We start from the raw sequence: 15,530 nt of genomic DNA on the forward strand, positions 1-15,530 counted from the left end.
CAGGCCGTTGTGCAACCCGAACGCCGCGGCCCGTTCACCACGCACTCACAAGGATAAGTGGCATGTTAAGCGTTAATCGATTGTGCAAAACCGGCCCCGCCGCGCTGGCGCTGGCGGTACTTCTCAGTGGCTGCACGACCAATACCGGCGTCGCCCAGGCGCCCACCAGCCCGGACGTTAGCGCGCCGCCGCCGCCGCGGGTAGGCGAAACCGCCCCTCGGGGCGAGTGCGACATTGCAAGGCTCGATCAGGTAACGGGCGAGCAGCTAACCGATGCGCGCACCCGCGAACTGCAGGCCGAAAGCGGCGCGAGCGACGTTCGCGTGCTCACGCCGGACAGCTCGGCCACGATGGACCATCGTGCGGACAGGCTCAACATCGAAGTCGATGAGGCCGGGCGTATCAGCGCGTTTCGCTGCGGCTGATTGTGCGTTTAGCGCAAAATCAGCACCACACAGGCGGCGGTTAGAACTCCCATGGTGATATTGAATGCCCGCCACGCGCCGTCGCTTTTGATAAAGCGCCCGATGGCCATGCCAAAGACCGCCCACAACAGCAGGCAGGGCATGGCCACGAACTCGGCAAAGCCCACCAGTATTACCGCATTAACTAGTGTGGAGCCGCTGTCGGGCAGAAATCCGGCAATCAGCGCAAGCCCCAGTACCCAAGCCTTGGGATTGGCCAGTTGAAACAGCGCCGCCTGCCCAAACGTCAGCGGCGCTCCTTTAGTGCGCGTGTCCGTTAAATCCGGCGGGGGCGCCGTGGCAATCTTGTAGGCCAGGTAGAGCAAGTAGGCGCTCCCCACCCAGCGCAGCGTGGTCTGCAAAATCGGAAAACGCTCGAAGAGTACGCCCAGGCCCAGCGCAATGGCCACATAAAGGGCGAAGCATCCTCCCAGAATCCCCAACATATGGGGCACGGTTCGGCGAACGCCGAAGTTCGCCCCGGAGGCCGTCAGCATCAAGTTGTTCGGCCCCGGCGTCAGGGTCATCGACACAATGAAAACCGCCACCGGCCCTAGTAGTAAAAGTAGTTCGCTGTTCATCTTTTCGGGCCTTGTCCTGTGAAGCGCTTAGGCTCTGTCTGAAAAGTGCCTGCGCTCGACAATACGGCGTTAAAAATTGGCTCAAAATACTCATTTACACATGTAAACTCCGTTTTTTCGCCAATTTTTGCCTTGTCTTGTCTTCGCTCGTCGACTTTTCAGACAGACCCTGGCGGGTAGTTCGAATGTGCTCGTTTAGTCGTAGCGGTCTTTCCAGCGCTGGCGGCGCACCTGCTCCTTGAGCATTTCCAGCATGTCGTAGAGCACCTGCTCGGTGACGTAGGCGCTGGTTTCGTCCACTGTGAGCCAGCTCTCGAACCCGCTTTCGGCGGTGCGCTCGACGAGCTGACGGAAATCCGACGAGTGAATGCCGAGGGCCAGCTCGTCGACCAGCCGCTGGGCCACGCCGCTTAACGAGGCCTGCATGGCGCTGGAGGCGGCTTCGCCCATCGGCAGGCGGTTGAGCCGCTGAATCTCCGGGCTTTCGTTAAGCGTGCGGGTGATCAAGCCATCGATGGAGCTCATGATCGACGCGCGGTTTTGCTCGTAGGCCTTGCCCACGGTCGATTCCAGCCGCTGGGAGATTTCGTGAATCAGCTCGGCCTTGCGGGGCATGATCACCCGGTCCACCAGCCGCTCGGTGAGCGAATCCGCCGCTAGAATCTGCTGCTGTACGTTGCCCATCAGGCGCAGCGCGATACGATCGGAAAGTTCTTCGAGCAGGATGTCGTAGTACTTGGCCACGAACTGAAAGCTCGACCAGTTACGCACGTTGATCAAACCCAGCCGGTGCAGGCGGTTGATCAGCGACAAAAGCCTGAGCGCGCGCAGCCAGCGAAAGCCCGCCAGCGGAATGCAGCCGAGCACGTCGTACCAGTGGATGAACGGGTAGAAAAACCAGCGGTGGTAGCGCCGCTCGACGACGGCGGCGATCCAGCCCAGCAGCACGTCGATCACGAATATCGTGACGAACACCAGGTCGATGGCGAAAAACCGGCTATGGATGGTGCGCTGGTAAGCGTCGTGAAAGCCGGGGGCGGTACTTTCCAGGCCCTGGCGAAACCAGTCCAGCAAAAAAAGCGAGTCGAACAGCAGCAGCGCCAGGTTGACGATCACCACGGCCAGAATGAAAAAATCCCAGCCGATGTGCGCGTACTCCACGGCTTTGGGTAGTTGGGGGTGGCGCTCTCTGGCCAGCATGAAGACTCCTTTCAGTAGTGGTCAAAAACGGGCTAGGACTCGTCGCTTAGGTGTTGCTGGGCGAGCCTTTCTTCCTGCTCGGCCTGTTTTCGCAGCTTTTTACGCAGTGCCGCCTTCTCGAAGCGCAGCTTCTGAAGCGGCGTATCGAGCGAAAGCGGGGGCACTGTGGCGGGCTGACCCTGGGGGTCGACCGCCACCATGGTCAGGTAGCAGCTATTGGTGTGGCGGATCAGTTTTTCGCGGATATCTTCCGCCACCACCTTCACGCCGATCTCCATCGAGGAGCGGCCCACGTGATTGACGGTGGCCAAAAACGTCACCAGTTCGCCGACCAGAATGGGCTGCTTGAAAAGTACCTGGTCGACGGAGAGCGTGACGACGTAGTGGCCGGAGTAGCGGCTGGCGCAGGCGTAGGCCACCTCGTCGAGCTTTTTGAGAATAGCACCGCCGTGTACCTTGCCGCTGAAATTGGCCATGTCCGGCGTCATTAGCACCGTCATGGAAAGCTCGCGCTGACCGGGCAGGGCCGTGGCGTCGGCGCGTTGGGTATCCGTCATACAAAAGCCTTCTTTAAAATCTGAAAAGCGCGTACCCGTTCGATTCCGGGCCGCGCATCGAACGGAGCGGGTTAAAACCACACCAGCCCAATGGAGATGATCGCGCCGGTTAAAAATAGCTGAACCAGGCAAAAGCCCATAATGTCCTTGGCTTTGAGCCCGGCAATGGCGAGTACCGGCAGCGCCCAGAACGGCTGCAGCAGGTTCGTCCAGGCATCGCCCCAGGCCACCGCCATGGCGACCCGGGCAACGTCCGCGCCCAGTGCCTCGGCGGCGGGCAGCATGACCGGCGCCTGCACCGCCCACTGCCCGCCTCCGGAGGGCACGAAAATATTCACGATACCGGCGCTGATAAACGACCAGAACGGTAGCGAGGTGGCACTGGCAAACGACACCAGCCACTCCGACAGGCTCTGGGCCAGCCCCGACTCCACCATGATCGCCATAATGCCGGCGTAGAACGGAAACTGGATGACGATCCCCGCGCCGCCCTTGATCGCCTCGTTCAGGCTGGTCAGCAGGTTGCGTGGCGTACGGTGCAAGACGATGGCTAAAAACAGAAACAGAAAGTTGACCACGTTCAGGTTGAGCCCGCCGCTGCGTAGCAGAAAGTGATCCAGCAAAAACAGCAGGCCAGGCACGCCCACCAGCAGGGCAAGCCAGGTGCTGTTTTCGAGCTTCTCGGCGGGGCGGGTGGTGCGCGCGGTCGTTTCCGGTTCGTCCTCCAAAAGCGCCGGGTCCACGTACACACTCTCCTGGTCCGGGGGCAGCATCAGCCGGTTGATCAGCGGAATCGCGATGAACAGACACACGACGATGGCCAGGTTGAAGAAGGCAAAAATGGTCGAACCGGTGCCGATCACGCCGATCTGGTCGGCGGAGAAGTGGCCCTCGGTGGCGATAGTGAGCGGAATCGACCCCGCCAGGCCCCCGTGCCACACCACGAAGCCCGAGTAGGCGCTGGCCACCAGCAGTCGGTAATCGACCTTGATCAGCCGAGCGAGCTCCTTGGCGAACAAAGCGCCGACCACCAGCCCGAAGCCCCAGTTGATCCAACTGGCCGCAAGCGATACCAGCGTGACCAGGATGATGGCGCCGCCCGGGCTTTTGGCGGTACCCGCCAGACGCTGAAGCAGGCGTTTGACCGGCGGTGAGCTTGCCAGCATGAAGCCAGTCACCAGCACCAAAAGCATCTGCATGGAGAACGTCAAAAGCCCCCAGAAGCCGTCGCCCCACATGCGCAGCACGGCAAGCGGGGTTTGGCGCTCTACGGCGATGGCCGCGACGCAGGCGATCAAGGTGAGCAGCAAAACGAAGATGTAAGGGTCGGGCAAATAGCGCTCGACCAGCTTGACCGCGGGTCTGGAGATAAACCTTAGCATGGGAGGCTCGCTTTATTCGTTATTGGGAACGCGTGCTCAATATACGAGCCCGGGGTGGTTTTTTCATCCCCACCAATGGATCAATGTTAGGCGCCAGCGCTTCGCCAGCGCGTTTGGCGGTAGTGAACATAGTAGCCGATCAGCACCGCCGAGCGGGTGAGCATGAACAGCGTGAAGGCGAGCCATAGCCCGTGGTTGCCAAGCCCCTGACAAAGCCACCAGGCGTGCAGGTAGACCAAAAGGCCGATAAAGATACTGTTGCGCATCTCGCGCACCGCCGTGGTGCCGATGAACACGCCGTCGAGCAGGTAGCTCCACACCGCAATCAGCGGCATGGCGACCATCCAGGGCAGATACACGGCAGCGGCGGCGCGCACTTCGCCAAGGCCGGTCAACAGCGCAATGATCGCATTACCAAACAGCGCAAAGGCAAGTGCTGCCAATGCGGCAGTGTAGAACGAAAAGCGCGCCGCCGCGCTCACCGTGGCGCTAAATTGCGCCCAGTCGCGCTTGCCGAAGGCCCGGCCCACGAGCGACTCGGCGGCGTGGGCGAAGCCGTCCAGGGCGTAGCTCGTCATCATGATGAACTGCAAAAGCACGGCGTTGGCCGCCAGGACCGTATCGCCCTGGCGGGCGCCCTGGGCGGTAAAAAACGCCGTGGCGAACAAAAGCCCAAGCGTACGCACGAATAGATGCGCGTTAACGCTAAAAAGTGCCTTGTAGGCGTGAAGCGTTAAAAGGCGCGCGCGATCGAAGGCGCCTTCTAAAAGGCGTAGTTGACGCAGTACCAGCCAGCTACCGAAGGCCAGCGCGCTGTAGTCGGCGATAACGCTGGCGAGTGCCACGCCGTTGCTGGTCATGCCCAGCCCAACCACGAAATAGAGATCGAGCACAATATTCACGCTGTTGGTCAGCACCAGCATCATCAGCGTGACGCGCGCATTTTGCTGGCCCAAAAACCAGCCCAGCAGCGTGTAGTTGGCGAGCACCGCCGGCGCCGACCAAAGCCGAATCTCGGCGTACTCCCGGGCCAGCGCCTGGGCGTCCTCGCTGCCATCCAAAAGCCAGAGCCCAAGGTTGATTAAGGGCGCGCCGAACAGCAGCAGGAGAGCGCCAATAAAAAACGCCAGTAAAAGCGACTGGCCGAGCAGGGTTTTGACCTCAGAGGGGTTTTCGCGGCCGATGGCCTGGGCGACGAGCCCCGTGGTGCCCATGCGCAGAAAGCCAAAGCCCCAATAAAGGAAACTAAAAAGCGTCGCGCCCAGGGTTACCGCGGCCAGATAGCGCGAGTCCGGCAGATGGCCGACCACGGCGGTATCCACCAGCCCCAAAAGCGGGACGGTGAGGTTGGAAAGGATGATGGGCCAGGCAAGCGCCCAGATACGCACGGGCGGCTTAGGCGGCGGTGATGAGGTGATACTTCTTCAAAAGCTGCTCTTTGGATTCCGGGCGTTCGGGGTCGAGCGGAATGCAATCCACCGGGCAGACCTGCTGGCACTGGGGCTCGTCGAAATGGCCCACGCACTCGGTGCAAAGGCCGGGGTCGATCACGTAGATCTCGTCACCCGGTGAAATCGCATCGTTGGGGCACTCCGGTTCGCAGACGTCGCAGTTGATGCATTCGTCGGTAATCATCAGGGCCATGGCTATTACCTCTTGAATGGCGGATTCCCCTGGCGCGCTTGCCGCGCACCAGGGTGAAGCAGAGGGCTTCAGCGCGCGTTGGCGTAGCGCTCGCGTAGTGCGTCGACGACCGCCGACGGCACCAGGGCCGAGACGTCGCCGCCGAGCCTTGCGATTTCACGCACGATGGTCGATGAAATATAGGAGTTTTCCACCGCCGGCGTGAGAAAAACGCTTTCGAGTTCCGGGTTCTGCGCGCGGTTCATGTTAGCAAGCTGCAGCTCGTACTCAAAGTCGGAGGCGGCGCGAATGCCGCGCAGCATGATGCGCGCATCCAGCTCCCCCATCAAGGTGGTCAAAAGCGACGAAAACCCGACCGTCGAGACATTGCCAAGCTCGGCGCAGGCCGCCTCGCTGAGTTCGATGCGCTTTTCAAGCGAAAGCGCCGGCGTCTTGCCCGGGCTTGCCGCCACGGCGATGATGACCTGGTCGAACATGCGCGCGGCGCGCTCGATCAGGTCGAAATGGCCGTTGGTGATGGGATCGAAAGTGCCCGGATAAACGGCGATGGTCGGGTGCTCGGCGCTCATTTTAAAAGCTCTCCTGGTCGTCTAGCCGGCCGAAGGGGTTGTCGGCTTTCAAGGAGACCGGCTGCGCGTAGCCTGGAATATGGATGCGCTCGGCGCTGATGTCCAGTTCCGGGCCTTCGAGCACCGCTTCGCCAAACTGGTAGCGCGGCGCGAACTGCCCGCGCCCGGCCCGGTCGAGATAGCTTTGGGCCGTGGCGTTGACCGCCTCGCGGCGCTTTTTCCAGGCGCTGATCGCGGCTTCGCCGTGGCGCTGGGTCAGCAGGCGCTCGGTGACGCTGGGCGAAAGCACCACGCCGGTGGCGTTGTTGCCGCCAAAGCCCTTGGCATTGATGAAGCTGGCGTCCGCCTCGAAGGCGATCGGCTCCTTGAAAAAGCGTAGCCGCTCGGCGAAGACGTCGTCGGCCACCGCGTCGAGGGTCGGGATGCCGGGCAGCAGGGCGTGGCTGAAGCTGCCCAGCGCGCTTGCCAACTGGTCGCCGGCCGCCGAGCCCTGGGAGTGGCCGATAAACGCCTTGATCGCGACCACCGGCCACTGTTCTATACCGTGGGCCCGGGCGATCTCGTGGAGCACGTGGGACTCGGTGGTGCGGTTTTTCGGCGTGCTGGTGCCGTGGGCGTGCATGAAACTTCTCGTCGCCAGCGACTTCTCGCCCAGCATATCGCGGACAAGTGCGGCCGCCTTGCCCAGCGTAATGTAGTTGCCGATACCCGGCGCGGAGATCGAGCGCTTGAAGCCGTCGGCGTTGACGAATACGTCCGGCACAGCGCCCAAAATATTGGCGCCGACCTCGAGGGCGAGGCTATCGTCCATCAGCATGACGAACTGGCTCGCCTCGGCCATGGTGAAGCCGCAGTTTTGCGCGAAGGGCCGGCAGGCGCGCTGGTAGTCGGCGTCGGTCAAAAGCGTCAGCGCGTCGAGCGCCTTGAGACCGGCGTCGTCGGCCAGCGCCCCCATGGCGCGAAACCCTTCGATGATTTCCGGGGTGATCGGCGCATCCGAGGTGCCGACCATCACCACTCGGGCTCGCCCGGCGCGAATATCGTGGATTCCCAGGCGCAGGTTGTACAAAAAGCTTGCGCAGGCGCCCAGCGCCGCTCCGGTGCTGCCGACACTGCCCAGCACGTAGGCGTTCAAAAAGTCCGCCGGCATCTGCCCGTAGCCCAAAGGCATCTGTTTGGAGGTGGCCCGGTTGCCGGTCACCAGGCTTTTCATTAGCCCGCCCCAGCCCTCGTCGTCCAGCTGGCCGATGGAGTTGCCTGCGTAAACGGCGATGTCATCCGGGTCCAGGCGCGCGCGCAGGCTCTCCCAGTCGAGCCCGCTTGCGCCCAGGCAGTCGCTGGCGGCAAAAATGGCCATGGCGAGCCCACGCGGGTGGTGTACGCTGCGATAGAGGCTGGCCGGGTCGAACCCGGCGGGTAGCTGCGCGGCGGCAACGACTTTAGGTGTCTGGGCATCGGGCAATAAGGCGCTCAGCGTGCCACCAGGCACGGTCACCTTGACGTGACGGGCATCGTCGGCTGGGCTGATCGTCCAGTCGGCGGGCAGGTTCTCCGGTAGCTGGCGGCGGCGCAGCGTGAAGCGCAGCGGGGCATCGAGGGCCATATCGGCCTTGCGGCCAGCGGGCAGGCCCGGGGCTAAAAAGCGCGGGTCTTCGTTACGCCGAATCAGCGTATGGCGCAGAACCTGCTCGGCCAACGCCTCGGCCGGGTCCTCGAGCGGGGCCCCCTGGGCGTCCTGCCAGCCTTGTTCGGTATGAATCGCCAGGCGCATCAGCGCCGCCAGGCCTTCCAGCGTGTGACGCTTTTGTTCAGCGGGTAGCGCATCAAGCACGGTGCGGCGAAAGGCCTGATGGCCCGAGGTTCTGCCAGCAGGATTGATGCCGCCCATGCCGACAATTACCGGTAAGTGTGACAAGCCGGATTCCTCGTGGTGCGATAATTAGGTAACGTTAGCGTAAGCGCGGGTGGTCGAACACACCCAAGCCAAGCGCCATACAATTTAAAGGCATGATCATAGCACCGGGGGTGCAATGGCGTCATGCCGCGCGCGCCAGAGACTGATAGAATCATGGTTTTTCCATCAGAGGCTGGCATGCAGCACGCGTCTCGAGTCGTTACATCCAACCAGACCGGACCGCACAAGGATCTAAAGCGCCGGGTAGAGCGCGCCTTGGCGCATCCGCTTCAAAAGCCCGTGGCCGAACATAGCCGCCAAGCGTTCGAGACCGCCAACGCCTGGTACGCGGGGGCCAATGCTCCTTTGATTCTCGATGCCGGCTGCGGTGTCGGGCTTTCGACACGGCGTTTGGCGGCGCGGTTCCCGGATCACGCCGTGATCGGTGTGGATCGCAGCGAAAGCCGCCTGGGGCGCGAGCACGGGGCGCTGCCCGCCAACGCCTTGTTGGTCCGCGCGGACCTGGTCGATTTCTGGCGGCTGGCGCTGGCGGCGGGGTGGGCGCCGGCACGTCACTATCTGCTCTACCCGAACCCTTACCCCAAGGCGGCGCACTTGAAAATGCGCTGGCACGGCCATCCGGTGTTTCCCACCGCCCTTGCACTGGGCGGGCGGCTGGAGGTGCGCTCCAACTGGCAGATTTACATCGAGGAGTTCGCTTGTGGCGTGATGCTGGCCACCGGGCGCCAGGCGCGGGTCGAGCCGGTCGTCCCCGGCGAGGAGTACCTGACGCCGTTCGAGGCCAAGTACGCGCAGAGCGGCCAGCCGCTTTGGCGGCTCGAGTGCGAACTCGAAAGGCAGAAGGCAAGCGCATGACGGCGCTTTGGCGCTCTATACCGCGACCGGCGGGCGTGACGGTGGGTCTTTTCCAAACGAACGAGTACTAAGGTAGGTGAGTGTGAGTCGTTGTAAACCATTGAGGCGGTGCCTAACGCGGGCCGCGGGCGTTGCCGCTGCGGCCCTTTTGTTCAGTCAACCGCTGCTGGCGGACTTTAGTCGCCTGGGCGAACTTCGCGAGCAGGGCTTTTCGATCAGCGCCGAGGCACGCCTTCTGGGGCCGGATGCCGACCGGGTGCTGGGCAGTATCGACCCGGACCGCCAGCTCTCGCCGGCCTCGGTCACCAAGGCGTACATGAGCGCGGCACTGCTTAGTCGCTTTGGCCCACAGCACCGCTTTACTTCGGCGCTGGTCAGCAGCGGGGTGATCGATAACGGCGTGCTGCGCGGCGACCTGATTTTCGAAGGCGGCGGCGACCCGGGGCTGACCAGCGAAGACCTGTGGCGACTGGTGCAGCGCTTGAAACTGGCCGGGGTTCAGGAGGTCGATGGGGCGCTGGTCGTCAGCCAATGGCGCTTTGGGCCGGTGACCTGCGCCACGACCGACCGCTGCAATGCGCAAAACCGCGTGACCAACGCCTACAGCGCGCCGCTCACCTCGGCCGGGGTCAATTTTGGCACCTGGTGTGTGAACGTGGCCCCCGGGGCAAGCGCCAATACGCCGGCGCGTACCGGCCTTTGCGATAGCCCCGCGCCGCTGGTCACGATCGACAACCAGGTACGCACCGTACCCGCCAATAGCGGCACCGAAATCGGCGCCGTGCGTATCACTGACGAGCGCGGCGACGTACTGCGCCTGACCGGGCAGATCTCCACCAACGCCTCGCCCCAGGACATCTACCGTGGCGCTGGCGACCCGGCGGCGCAGACCGCCCAGGTACTTTTGAGTATGCTCAATCAGGCGGGCGTGACGGTGCGCGACCCCTGGCAGGTGACCTCCAGCCGCCCGGCGGGGGCGAGCCGGCTGGCGGCGGTGGACAGCAAGCCGTTGCAGGAGCTTTTGCTGCGCACCATGAACTACTCCAACAACTACATGGCCGATGTGCTGGCGCTCAACCTGGTGGAAACACCCCAGGCGCAGCTTGGCCAGGCCGGGCAGGCGATCGAAGCCTTTGCCCAAAGCCTTCCCGGCCACGGCCCGCTGACCATGGACAGCGGCAGCGGCCTGACCACCGGCAATCGCATCTCCGCCCACGGCGCGACCGTCATGCTCGAGGCGATGTTCAATCAAAACGCGCTCTTTCCAAGCTTCGTGGCGGCGTTTCAGTCGCCGGAAAACGGTGTGATGCGCTTTATACGCCGCGGCTCTTCCGCCTTCCAGAACAGCGTGATGCTCAAGACCGGCACGCTGAACGAGCCGTTTGCGGTACGCGCGGCGGCGGGCTACTTTCGTACCGCCCAGGGACGCTGGGGCGTGTTTAGCGTATTGGTGAATGGCACCGGCTCGACGCCTTATCTAAGCTGGTCGGCAGTACTCGACCCGCTCTCCCAGGATTTGGATGCCATGATAATGGCAAACTAACAACGCTTAGCAGGTGAAACTCACGCCATGAAGCCACGCCATACCGGAATAACTCACTTGGTCCACTCCACGCGCTATTCGTGGAAGGGGCTGCGGGCGGCTTTTACCAACGAGGCGGCCTTTCGCCAGGAAGTCGTGATCTGCGTTGTCCTGCTACCGCTTGCCTGGTGGCTGGCGGATACGGCCATGGCCTGGCTTACGCTGGTGGGCAGCCTTTTCATGGTGCTGATCGTCGAGCTTTTGAACAGCGCCGTCGAGAACGTGGTGGACCGCATCGGCCCGGAGCATCATGAGCTCTCCGGCCGCGCCAAGGATATCGGCTCCGCGGCAGTCATGCTCTCGCTGATCATGGCGGGGCTTACCTGGGGGGTGCTGGGCTGGGTGAAGCTGGCCGGATAACGCGCAAACTTAACAACGCGCCGGGGTGTACCCGGACAGGCAACGAGGTGGCTATGCAGTGGAACGCAGCGGTTTTATCCCAGGCGCCCGAGGCGCTCACCCCGCTTGCCGAGCAGGCGCTGGCGAGTCTGACGGAGGCGCTCGATAAGGCGGACAACGTCGCCTCGATGACCGACAAGCCGCTCCCCTCGCGCGCCTTCGAGACCCTCGATGCGCCGCTTTTGGCCGCGCTTTATCGCGTGATCACCATCTCCCACTTCGCCGCCGAAACCCTTGGCCGCTACCCCGAGTGGTTGGGCGAGCTAATCGACAACGCCGAGTTCGACGCCACGCCGGATAAAGCCACCCAGCAGGCCTGGCTTGAAAAGGCGCTGGCCGGCGCCGAAGACGAAGAAGCCCTGCACCGGGTCATCCGCCGCTTTCGCCGCGCGCGCATGCTCGGGATTATCTGGCGCGATCTCAACCGGCCGGCGGATTACGCCATGTGGCAAACCGCCCAGGCGCTCGCCTGGCTTGCCGAGGTGTGCCTGGAGGGGGCACTAGGCTGGCTGGAAAACTTCTACGCCCCGCGCTGGGGAACTCCCGCTCCCTGCGCCGATGGCCGCCCGCAGCGGCTGGTGGTGCTGGGTATGGGCAAGTTGGGGGCCGGCGAGCTCAACCTCTCCTCGGATATCGACCTGATTTTCGCTTTTCCGGAAAAGGGCGAGACCCAGGGCGGGCGCAAGCCGCTGGAGCACCAGGAGTACTTCACCAAGCTTGGTCAGCGCTTGATCGCCGCCCTCGATGCACTCACCCGGGACGGTTTCGCTTTTCGCGTGGATATGCGCCTGCGCCCGCTGGGCGACGGCGGGCCGCTGGTGGGGAGCTTCGCGATGCTATCGAGCTACTACCAGGACCAGGGGCGCGAGTGGGAGCGCTACGCGATGCTCAAGGCGCGCCCGGTCGCCGGAGATGTCGAAGGGGGGAGGGAGCTGCTGGCAAGCCTGCGCCCCTTCGTTTACCGGCGCTACCTGGATTTCGGCGCGATCGAGTCGCTTCGAGAGCTGAAAGCGATGATCAACCGGGAAGTGAAGCGCAAGGGCATGCAGAGCAATATCAAGCTCGGCCCTGGCGGCATTCGCGAGGTGGAGTTCGTCGTCCAGGCGTTTCAACTGATTCGCGGTGGTCGCGATACCGAACTACAGGTCGCCTCGCTTGCCCGCGCGCTGAGCGAGCTGCCCCCGCTTGGCCTGCTGCCCGAGGCGGTCGTCGAAGAGCTTTTACACGACTACGCGTTTTTACGCGACGTCGAGCACGCCATCCAGGCGCTCGACGACCGCCAGACCCAGATGCTGCCCGACGATGACGACGAGCGCACCCGCGTGGCCTACGCCTTGAAGAAACCAGACTGGGCGGCACTCGTCGAGGCGCTGGACGCGGCGCGGGAGCGAGTGCGCCGCCACTTCGACGCGGTCGTCGCCGACCCGGAAGGCGAGGTGGACGACGAAAGCAGCACCAGTGTCGAGCTCGAGCAGTGGCGGCTTTTATGGCGCGGGGAGCTGGAGGAGGACGAGGCCCTGGCGCAGCTGGACGCGGCGGGCTTTGCCGACCCGGCCCAGGTGCTCAAACGCTTGAAGAACTTCTATCACTCCCGCCAGGTACAGGGCATGCAGCGTATCGGCTTCGAGCGTCTGAACGCGCTGATGCCGCTGCTGCTCGACGCCGTGGCCGAACACGACACGCCGGACACCGCGCTCGAACGGGTGCAGCCGTTGATCGAATCGGTCCTGCGGCGCACCGCGTACCTGGCGCTTTTGCGGGAGAACCCCCACGCTCTCGAGCACCTGATGCATCTTTGCGCTCCCAGCCCCTGGATCGCCCAGCACCTGGCGCGCTATCCGATTTTGCTCGACGAGCTGTTAACGCCGGAGACGCTCTACACCCCGGCGGATAAGACGGCGCTAAGCGATGAGCTTCGCCAAACGCTGAACCGGTTGCCCGAGGACGACGAAGAGGCCCAGCTCGAGGCGCTGCGCGTGTTCAAGCACGCCAAAACGCTGCACGTCGCCGCTTCGGATATCGCCGGTACCCGCCACCTGATGAAGGTGAGCGACTACCTGACCTACATCGCCGAGGTGATTCTGGAGGCGGTGCTGGCCATGGCCTGGAAGCACGTGGCGCGCAAGCACGGCGTGCCCGCTGGGCTGAGTGAGCATGAGCCGGCGTTTTTGATTGTCGGCTACGGCAAACTCGGCGGCATCGAACTCGGCTACGGCTCCGACCTGGACCTGGTGTTTCTCCACGACAGCGACACCAAGGGCGCCACCGACGGGCCCCGCCCGCTGGATACGCCGGTGTTCTACACGCGCCTTGGTCAGCGCATCATTCACCTTTTGACCGCCACCACCCCGGCGGGCAGCCTTTATGAAGTGGACATGCGCCTGCGCCCATCGGGCAACGCCGGGCTTTTGGTCACCTCCATCGACGCCTTCGGCGAGTATCAGCGCCAAAACGCCTGGACCTGGGAGCACCAGGCGCTGGTGCGCGCCCGGGTCGTGGCGGGCCACGCCGACCTTGCAGAGAAGTTCGAGACGCTGCGCGCAGGCCTTTTGACCCAGCCCCGCGAAGGCGAGGCGCTCAAAAGCGATGTGGTGGGCATGCGCCAGAAAATGCGCGATCACCTGGCGACCAAGCCCGGGCCGAAGGAGGCCGCCACGACCTTCAATCTGAAGCAGGACGCCGGCGGCATGGTGGACATTGAGTTTCTCTGCCAGTACGGGGTGCTGGCGCTCTCGAACAAGACCCCTGAGCTTGCCACCTACCGCGACAATATTCGACTTCTGGAGACGCTGGCCGAGCACGGTTATATCAGCGACGACGAGGCGGGCGCGCTTCGAGAGGCTTACCTTGCCTACCGAAGCCGCACCCACCGCGCCGCGCTAACCGGCGATAAACCCGTGGCGGATCCTGACCAGCTTACCCAGCACCGCGAGGCGGTTTCTGCGCTCTGGCAACGCTTTTTGGGCTAGCACCTTGAGTATCGATCCATGACCGGCCATATCCTTGCCACGCTATTACCCGTTTTCCTGATTGCCGCGGCGGGGGCGCTTTACGGGCGCTTTCGCACGCCGGATATCGCAACGCTCAACACGCTCAATATGGAGCTGTTCGTGCCGCTTCTGGTGTTTGCCGTGCTGGCGGACCGCCAGGCGCCGCTGGCCGAGTACGCCTGGCTTGGCGGGGCGGCGGCATTGGTGGTGCTTGGCTCGGGGGTGGTGCTCTGGCCGCTGGCCCGGTGGCTAAATCTTGATCGCAAGGTGTTCCTGCCATCGATGATGTTCAATAACTCGGGCAACATGGGCGTACCGCTTCTGGTGTTCGCCTTTGGCGAGGCGGCGCTGCCGGCGGCGGTGGTAGTGTTCATCGTCGAGATGCTGCTGCACTTCTCGGTGGGGCTCTACATGCTCGATTCGCGCACGTCCCTTTGGCGCATGCTCAAAATGCCGATCGTGGCGGTCAGCGTAGCGGGGCTTTTCATCAACGTGGGCGATATCGCGCTGCCGGGCTGGCTGCTGGACGCCATGCACATGCTGGGCGGGGTGTGCATTCCGCTGATGCTCTTCGCGCTGGGCGTGCGGTTGCTGGAGGTGGATCTTGGCGACTGGCGCACCGGACTTTTAGGGGCGGTCTTGTGCCCGCTATCGGGCCTTGTGATCGCGCTGCCGCTGATGTGGCTGCTGCCCCTGGAGCCCCTTCAGCTGGCAACGCTTCTGGTCTTCGCCGCACTCCCCCCGGCGGTGCTGAACTACCTGGTGGCCGAGCAGTACGACCTGTTACCCCAAAAGGTGGCCTCCATCGTGCTGATCGGAAACCTCGGGAGCCTGGTCGTGATGCCGCTGGTGTTGGGCGTTACCTTTGCCTTCATCCATGCGCCGGTTTAGCGTTTCTCCTTGACCTCGAAGGTGCCTTCGAGCGCGTCCTGCTGATGATGACGCGTGTCCTGGGCGTGAGAAGAACCGCCGGCGCTACCGCCAATATCCTGGGCCTGGTCGGCGCGCATCTGATCCATACGCTTTTTCATCTTGTAGCGCATCAACGGCATCAAGGCCCAGCCGATCAGCAAAAAGACCAGCCCGAACACCACGCCAACGATCATCAAGGCGCCGAAAGCCAGCCATACCAGGGCAAGCTTCAGGGTGCCCAAAAGGCCGTTGGGTTGGGTATTGGCCGCTTTGGCACGCCACTGATGGGCAGCCTGCCAGGCAGCGTTTTGCGAATCACGATGAGGGTGGCGCATTAGAGACTCCCTTGATCTTTGGTAACCGGTCTTTGGCTACCGGTCTTTTGCAACCCGTCTTTTGCAAACATTGGAACACAGCGCGTAGGGCGAGTTCACTTCTGGCGCGGCGCTTGCTTTACACCCTGATAGCTGCAAGGGTTAA

15 protein-coding genes are annotated in these 15,530 nt (G+C 63.3%); 6 read left to right on the forward strand and 9 right to left on the reverse strand.

The window, feature by feature from the left end; genetic code table 11:
* The first annotated feature begins 62 nt into the window (after positions 1-62).
* Positions 63-425, forward strand: a complete 363-nt coding sequence (locus ACWHVV_RS02750; protein WP_447927975.1) for an I78 family peptidase inhibitor — start codon at positions 63-65, stop codon at positions 423-425.
* 8 nt (positions 426-433) lie between these two features.
* Here the strand turns inward: ACWHVV_RS02750 and ACWHVV_RS02755 are convergent, their stop codons facing one another.
* The 8 genes from ACWHVV_RS02755 to ACWHVV_RS02790 all read right to left on the reverse strand — a co-directional run bounded on the left by ACWHVV_RS02755 (position 434) and on the right by ACWHVV_RS02790 (position 8,285).
* Entirely contained in the window at positions 434-1,045 is a 612-nt protein-coding gene (locus tag ACWHVV_RS02755) for a LysE family translocator (RefSeq protein ID WP_447927976.1), read from the reverse strand.
* A gap of 195 nt (positions 1,046-1,240) precedes the next feature.
* Positions 1,241-2,245 (reverse strand): ion transporter, encoded by a 1,005-nt coding sequence (locus ACWHVV_RS02760; protein WP_447895133.1) that lies wholly within the window; start codon positions 2,243-2,245, stop codon positions 1,241-1,243.
* A 32-nt stretch (positions 2,246-2,277) separates the two neighbouring features.
* Positions 2,278-2,802: an acyl-CoA thioesterase gene (locus ACWHVV_RS02765; RefSeq protein WP_447895134.1), complete on the reverse strand. Its 525-nt coding sequence runs from the start codon at positions 2,800-2,802 to the stop codon at positions 2,278-2,280.
* A gap of 71 nt (positions 2,803-2,873) precedes the next feature.
* Positions 2,874-4,184, reverse strand: coding sequence for a short-chain fatty acid transporter (locus tag ACWHVV_RS02770; RefSeq protein ID WP_447927977.1), 1,311 nt, complete (start codon positions 4,182-4,184; stop codon positions 2,874-2,876).
* 86 nt (positions 4,185-4,270) lie between these two features.
* Positions 4,271-5,572, reverse strand: a complete 1,302-nt coding sequence (locus ACWHVV_RS02775; protein WP_447927978.1) for an MATE family efflux transporter — start codon at positions 5,570-5,572, stop codon at positions 4,271-4,273.
* A 7-nt stretch (positions 5,573-5,579) separates the two neighbouring features.
* Positions 5,580-5,828: a YfhL family 4Fe-4S dicluster ferredoxin gene (locus ACWHVV_RS02780; protein ID WP_447927979.1), complete on the reverse strand. Its 249-nt coding sequence runs from the start codon at positions 5,826-5,828 to the stop codon at positions 5,580-5,582.
* A 68-nt stretch (positions 5,829-5,896) separates the two neighbouring features.
* A complete protein-coding gene (gene coaD / locus ACWHVV_RS02785) occupies positions 5,897-6,397 on the reverse strand; it encodes a pantetheine-phosphate adenylyltransferase (protein WP_447527751.1) in 501 nt (166 codons plus the stop codon).
* Position 6,398: 1 nt separating this feature from the next.
* Positions 6,399-8,285, reverse strand: a complete 1,887-nt coding sequence (locus ACWHVV_RS02790; protein ID WP_447929112.1) for a beta-ketoacyl synthase — start codon at positions 8,283-8,285, stop codon at positions 6,399-6,401.
* 204 nt (positions 8,286-8,489) lie between these two features.
* On the opposite strand from ACWHVV_RS02790, the gene trmB reads away from it, so the two are divergent.
* The 5 genes from trmB to ACWHVV_RS02815 all read left to right on the forward strand — a co-directional run bounded on the left by trmB (position 8,490) and on the right by ACWHVV_RS02815 (position 15,029).
* Positions 8,490-9,167 carry a tRNA (guanine(46)-N(7))-methyltransferase TrmB gene (trmB, locus tag ACWHVV_RS02795; RefSeq protein WP_447927980.1) on the forward strand — a complete coding sequence of 226 codons (678 nt, stop codon included), beginning with the start codon at positions 8,490-8,492 and terminating at the stop codon, positions 9,165-9,167.
* A 148-nt stretch (positions 9,168-9,315) separates the two neighbouring features.
* The gene (gene dacB / locus ACWHVV_RS02800; RefSeq protein ID WP_447927981.1) at positions 9,316-10,710 is read left to right on the forward strand and encodes a D-alanyl-D-alanine carboxypeptidase/D-alanyl-D-alanine endopeptidase; all 1,395 of its coding nucleotides are present in this window, start codon (positions 9,316-9,318) and stop codon (positions 10,708-10,710) included.
* A gap of 27 nt (positions 10,711-10,737) precedes the next feature.
* The gene (locus ACWHVV_RS02805; protein ID WP_447527754.1) at positions 10,738-11,109 is read left to right on the forward strand and encodes a diacylglycerol kinase; all 372 of its coding nucleotides are present in this window, start codon (positions 10,738-10,740) and stop codon (positions 11,107-11,109) included.
* A 53-nt stretch (positions 11,110-11,162) separates the two neighbouring features.
* Entirely contained in the window at positions 11,163-14,117 is a 2,955-nt protein-coding gene (gene glnE, locus ACWHVV_RS02810; protein ID WP_447927982.1) for a bifunctional [glutamate--ammonia ligase]-adenylyl-L-tyrosine phosphorylase/[glutamate--ammonia-ligase] adenylyltransferase, read from the forward strand.
* A gap of 18 nt (positions 14,118-14,135) precedes the next feature.
* Positions 14,136-15,029: an AEC family transporter gene (locus tag ACWHVV_RS02815; RefSeq protein ID WP_447927983.1), complete on the forward strand. Its 894-nt coding sequence runs from the start codon at positions 14,136-14,138 to the stop codon at positions 15,027-15,029.
* Here the strand turns inward: ACWHVV_RS02815 and ACWHVV_RS02820 are convergent.
* Positions 15,026-15,385, reverse strand: a complete 360-nt coding sequence (locus tag ACWHVV_RS02820) for a hypothetical protein (RefSeq protein WP_447927984.1) — start codon at positions 15,383-15,385, stop codon at positions 15,026-15,028. The two genes, ACWHVV_RS02815 and ACWHVV_RS02820, sit on opposite strands and share 4 nt — an antisense overlap.
* Positions 15,386-15,530: the final 145 nt, after the last annotated feature.

The sequence above is a fragment of the Vreelandella sp. EE27 genome (assembly GCF_968206495.1).

Bases quoted from the DNA above. Each gene is read 5' to 3' on its own strand.
- ACWHVV_RS02760 (WP_447895133.1), bottom strand. From the start codon at position 2,245: ATGCTGGCCAGAGAGCGCCACCCCCAACTACCCAAAGCCGTGGAGTAC.
- ACWHVV_RS02815 (WP_447927983.1), top strand. From the start codon at position 14,136: ATGACCGGCCATATCCTTGCCACGCTATTACCCGTTTTCCTGATTGCC.
- coaD (WP_447527751.1), bottom strand. From the start codon at position 6,397: ATGAGCGCCGAGCACCCGACCATCGCCGTTTATCCGGGCACTTTCGAT.
- ACWHVV_RS02820 (WP_447927984.1), bottom strand. From the start codon at position 15,385: ATGCGCCACCCTCATCGTGATTCGCAAAACGCTGCCTGGCAGGCTGCC.
- glnE (WP_447927982.1), top strand. From the start codon at position 11,163: ATGCAGTGGAACGCAGCGGTTTTATCCCAGGCGCCCGAGGCGCTCACC.
- ACWHVV_RS02755 (WP_447927976.1), bottom strand. From the start codon at position 1,045: ATGAACAGCGAACTACTTTTACTACTAGGGCCGGTGGCGGTTTTCATT.
- ACWHVV_RS02805 (WP_447527754.1), top strand. From the start codon at position 10,738: ATGAAGCCACGCCATACCGGAATAACTCACTTGGTCCACTCCACGCGC.
- ACWHVV_RS02780 (WP_447927979.1), bottom strand. From the start codon at position 5,828: ATGGCCCTGATGATTACCGACGAATGCATCAACTGCGACGTCTGCGAA.
- ACWHVV_RS02770 (WP_447927977.1), bottom strand. From the start codon at position 4,184: ATGCTAAGGTTTATCTCCAGACCCGCGGTCAAGCTGGTCGAGCGCTAT.
- ACWHVV_RS02790 (WP_447929112.1), bottom strand. From the start codon at position 8,285: ATGGGCGGCATCAATCCTGCTGGCAGAACCTCGGGCCATCAGGCCTTT.
- ACWHVV_RS02765 (WP_447895134.1), bottom strand. From the start codon at position 2,802: ATGACGGATACCCAACGCGCCGACGCCACGGCCCTGCCCGGTCAGCGC.
- trmB (WP_447927980.1), top strand. From the start codon at position 8,490: ATGCAGCACGCGTCTCGAGTCGTTACATCCAACCAGACCGGACCGCAC.
- ACWHVV_RS02750 (WP_447927975.1), top strand. From the start codon at position 63: ATGTTAAGCGTTAATCGATTGTGCAAAACCGGCCCCGCCGCGCTGGCG.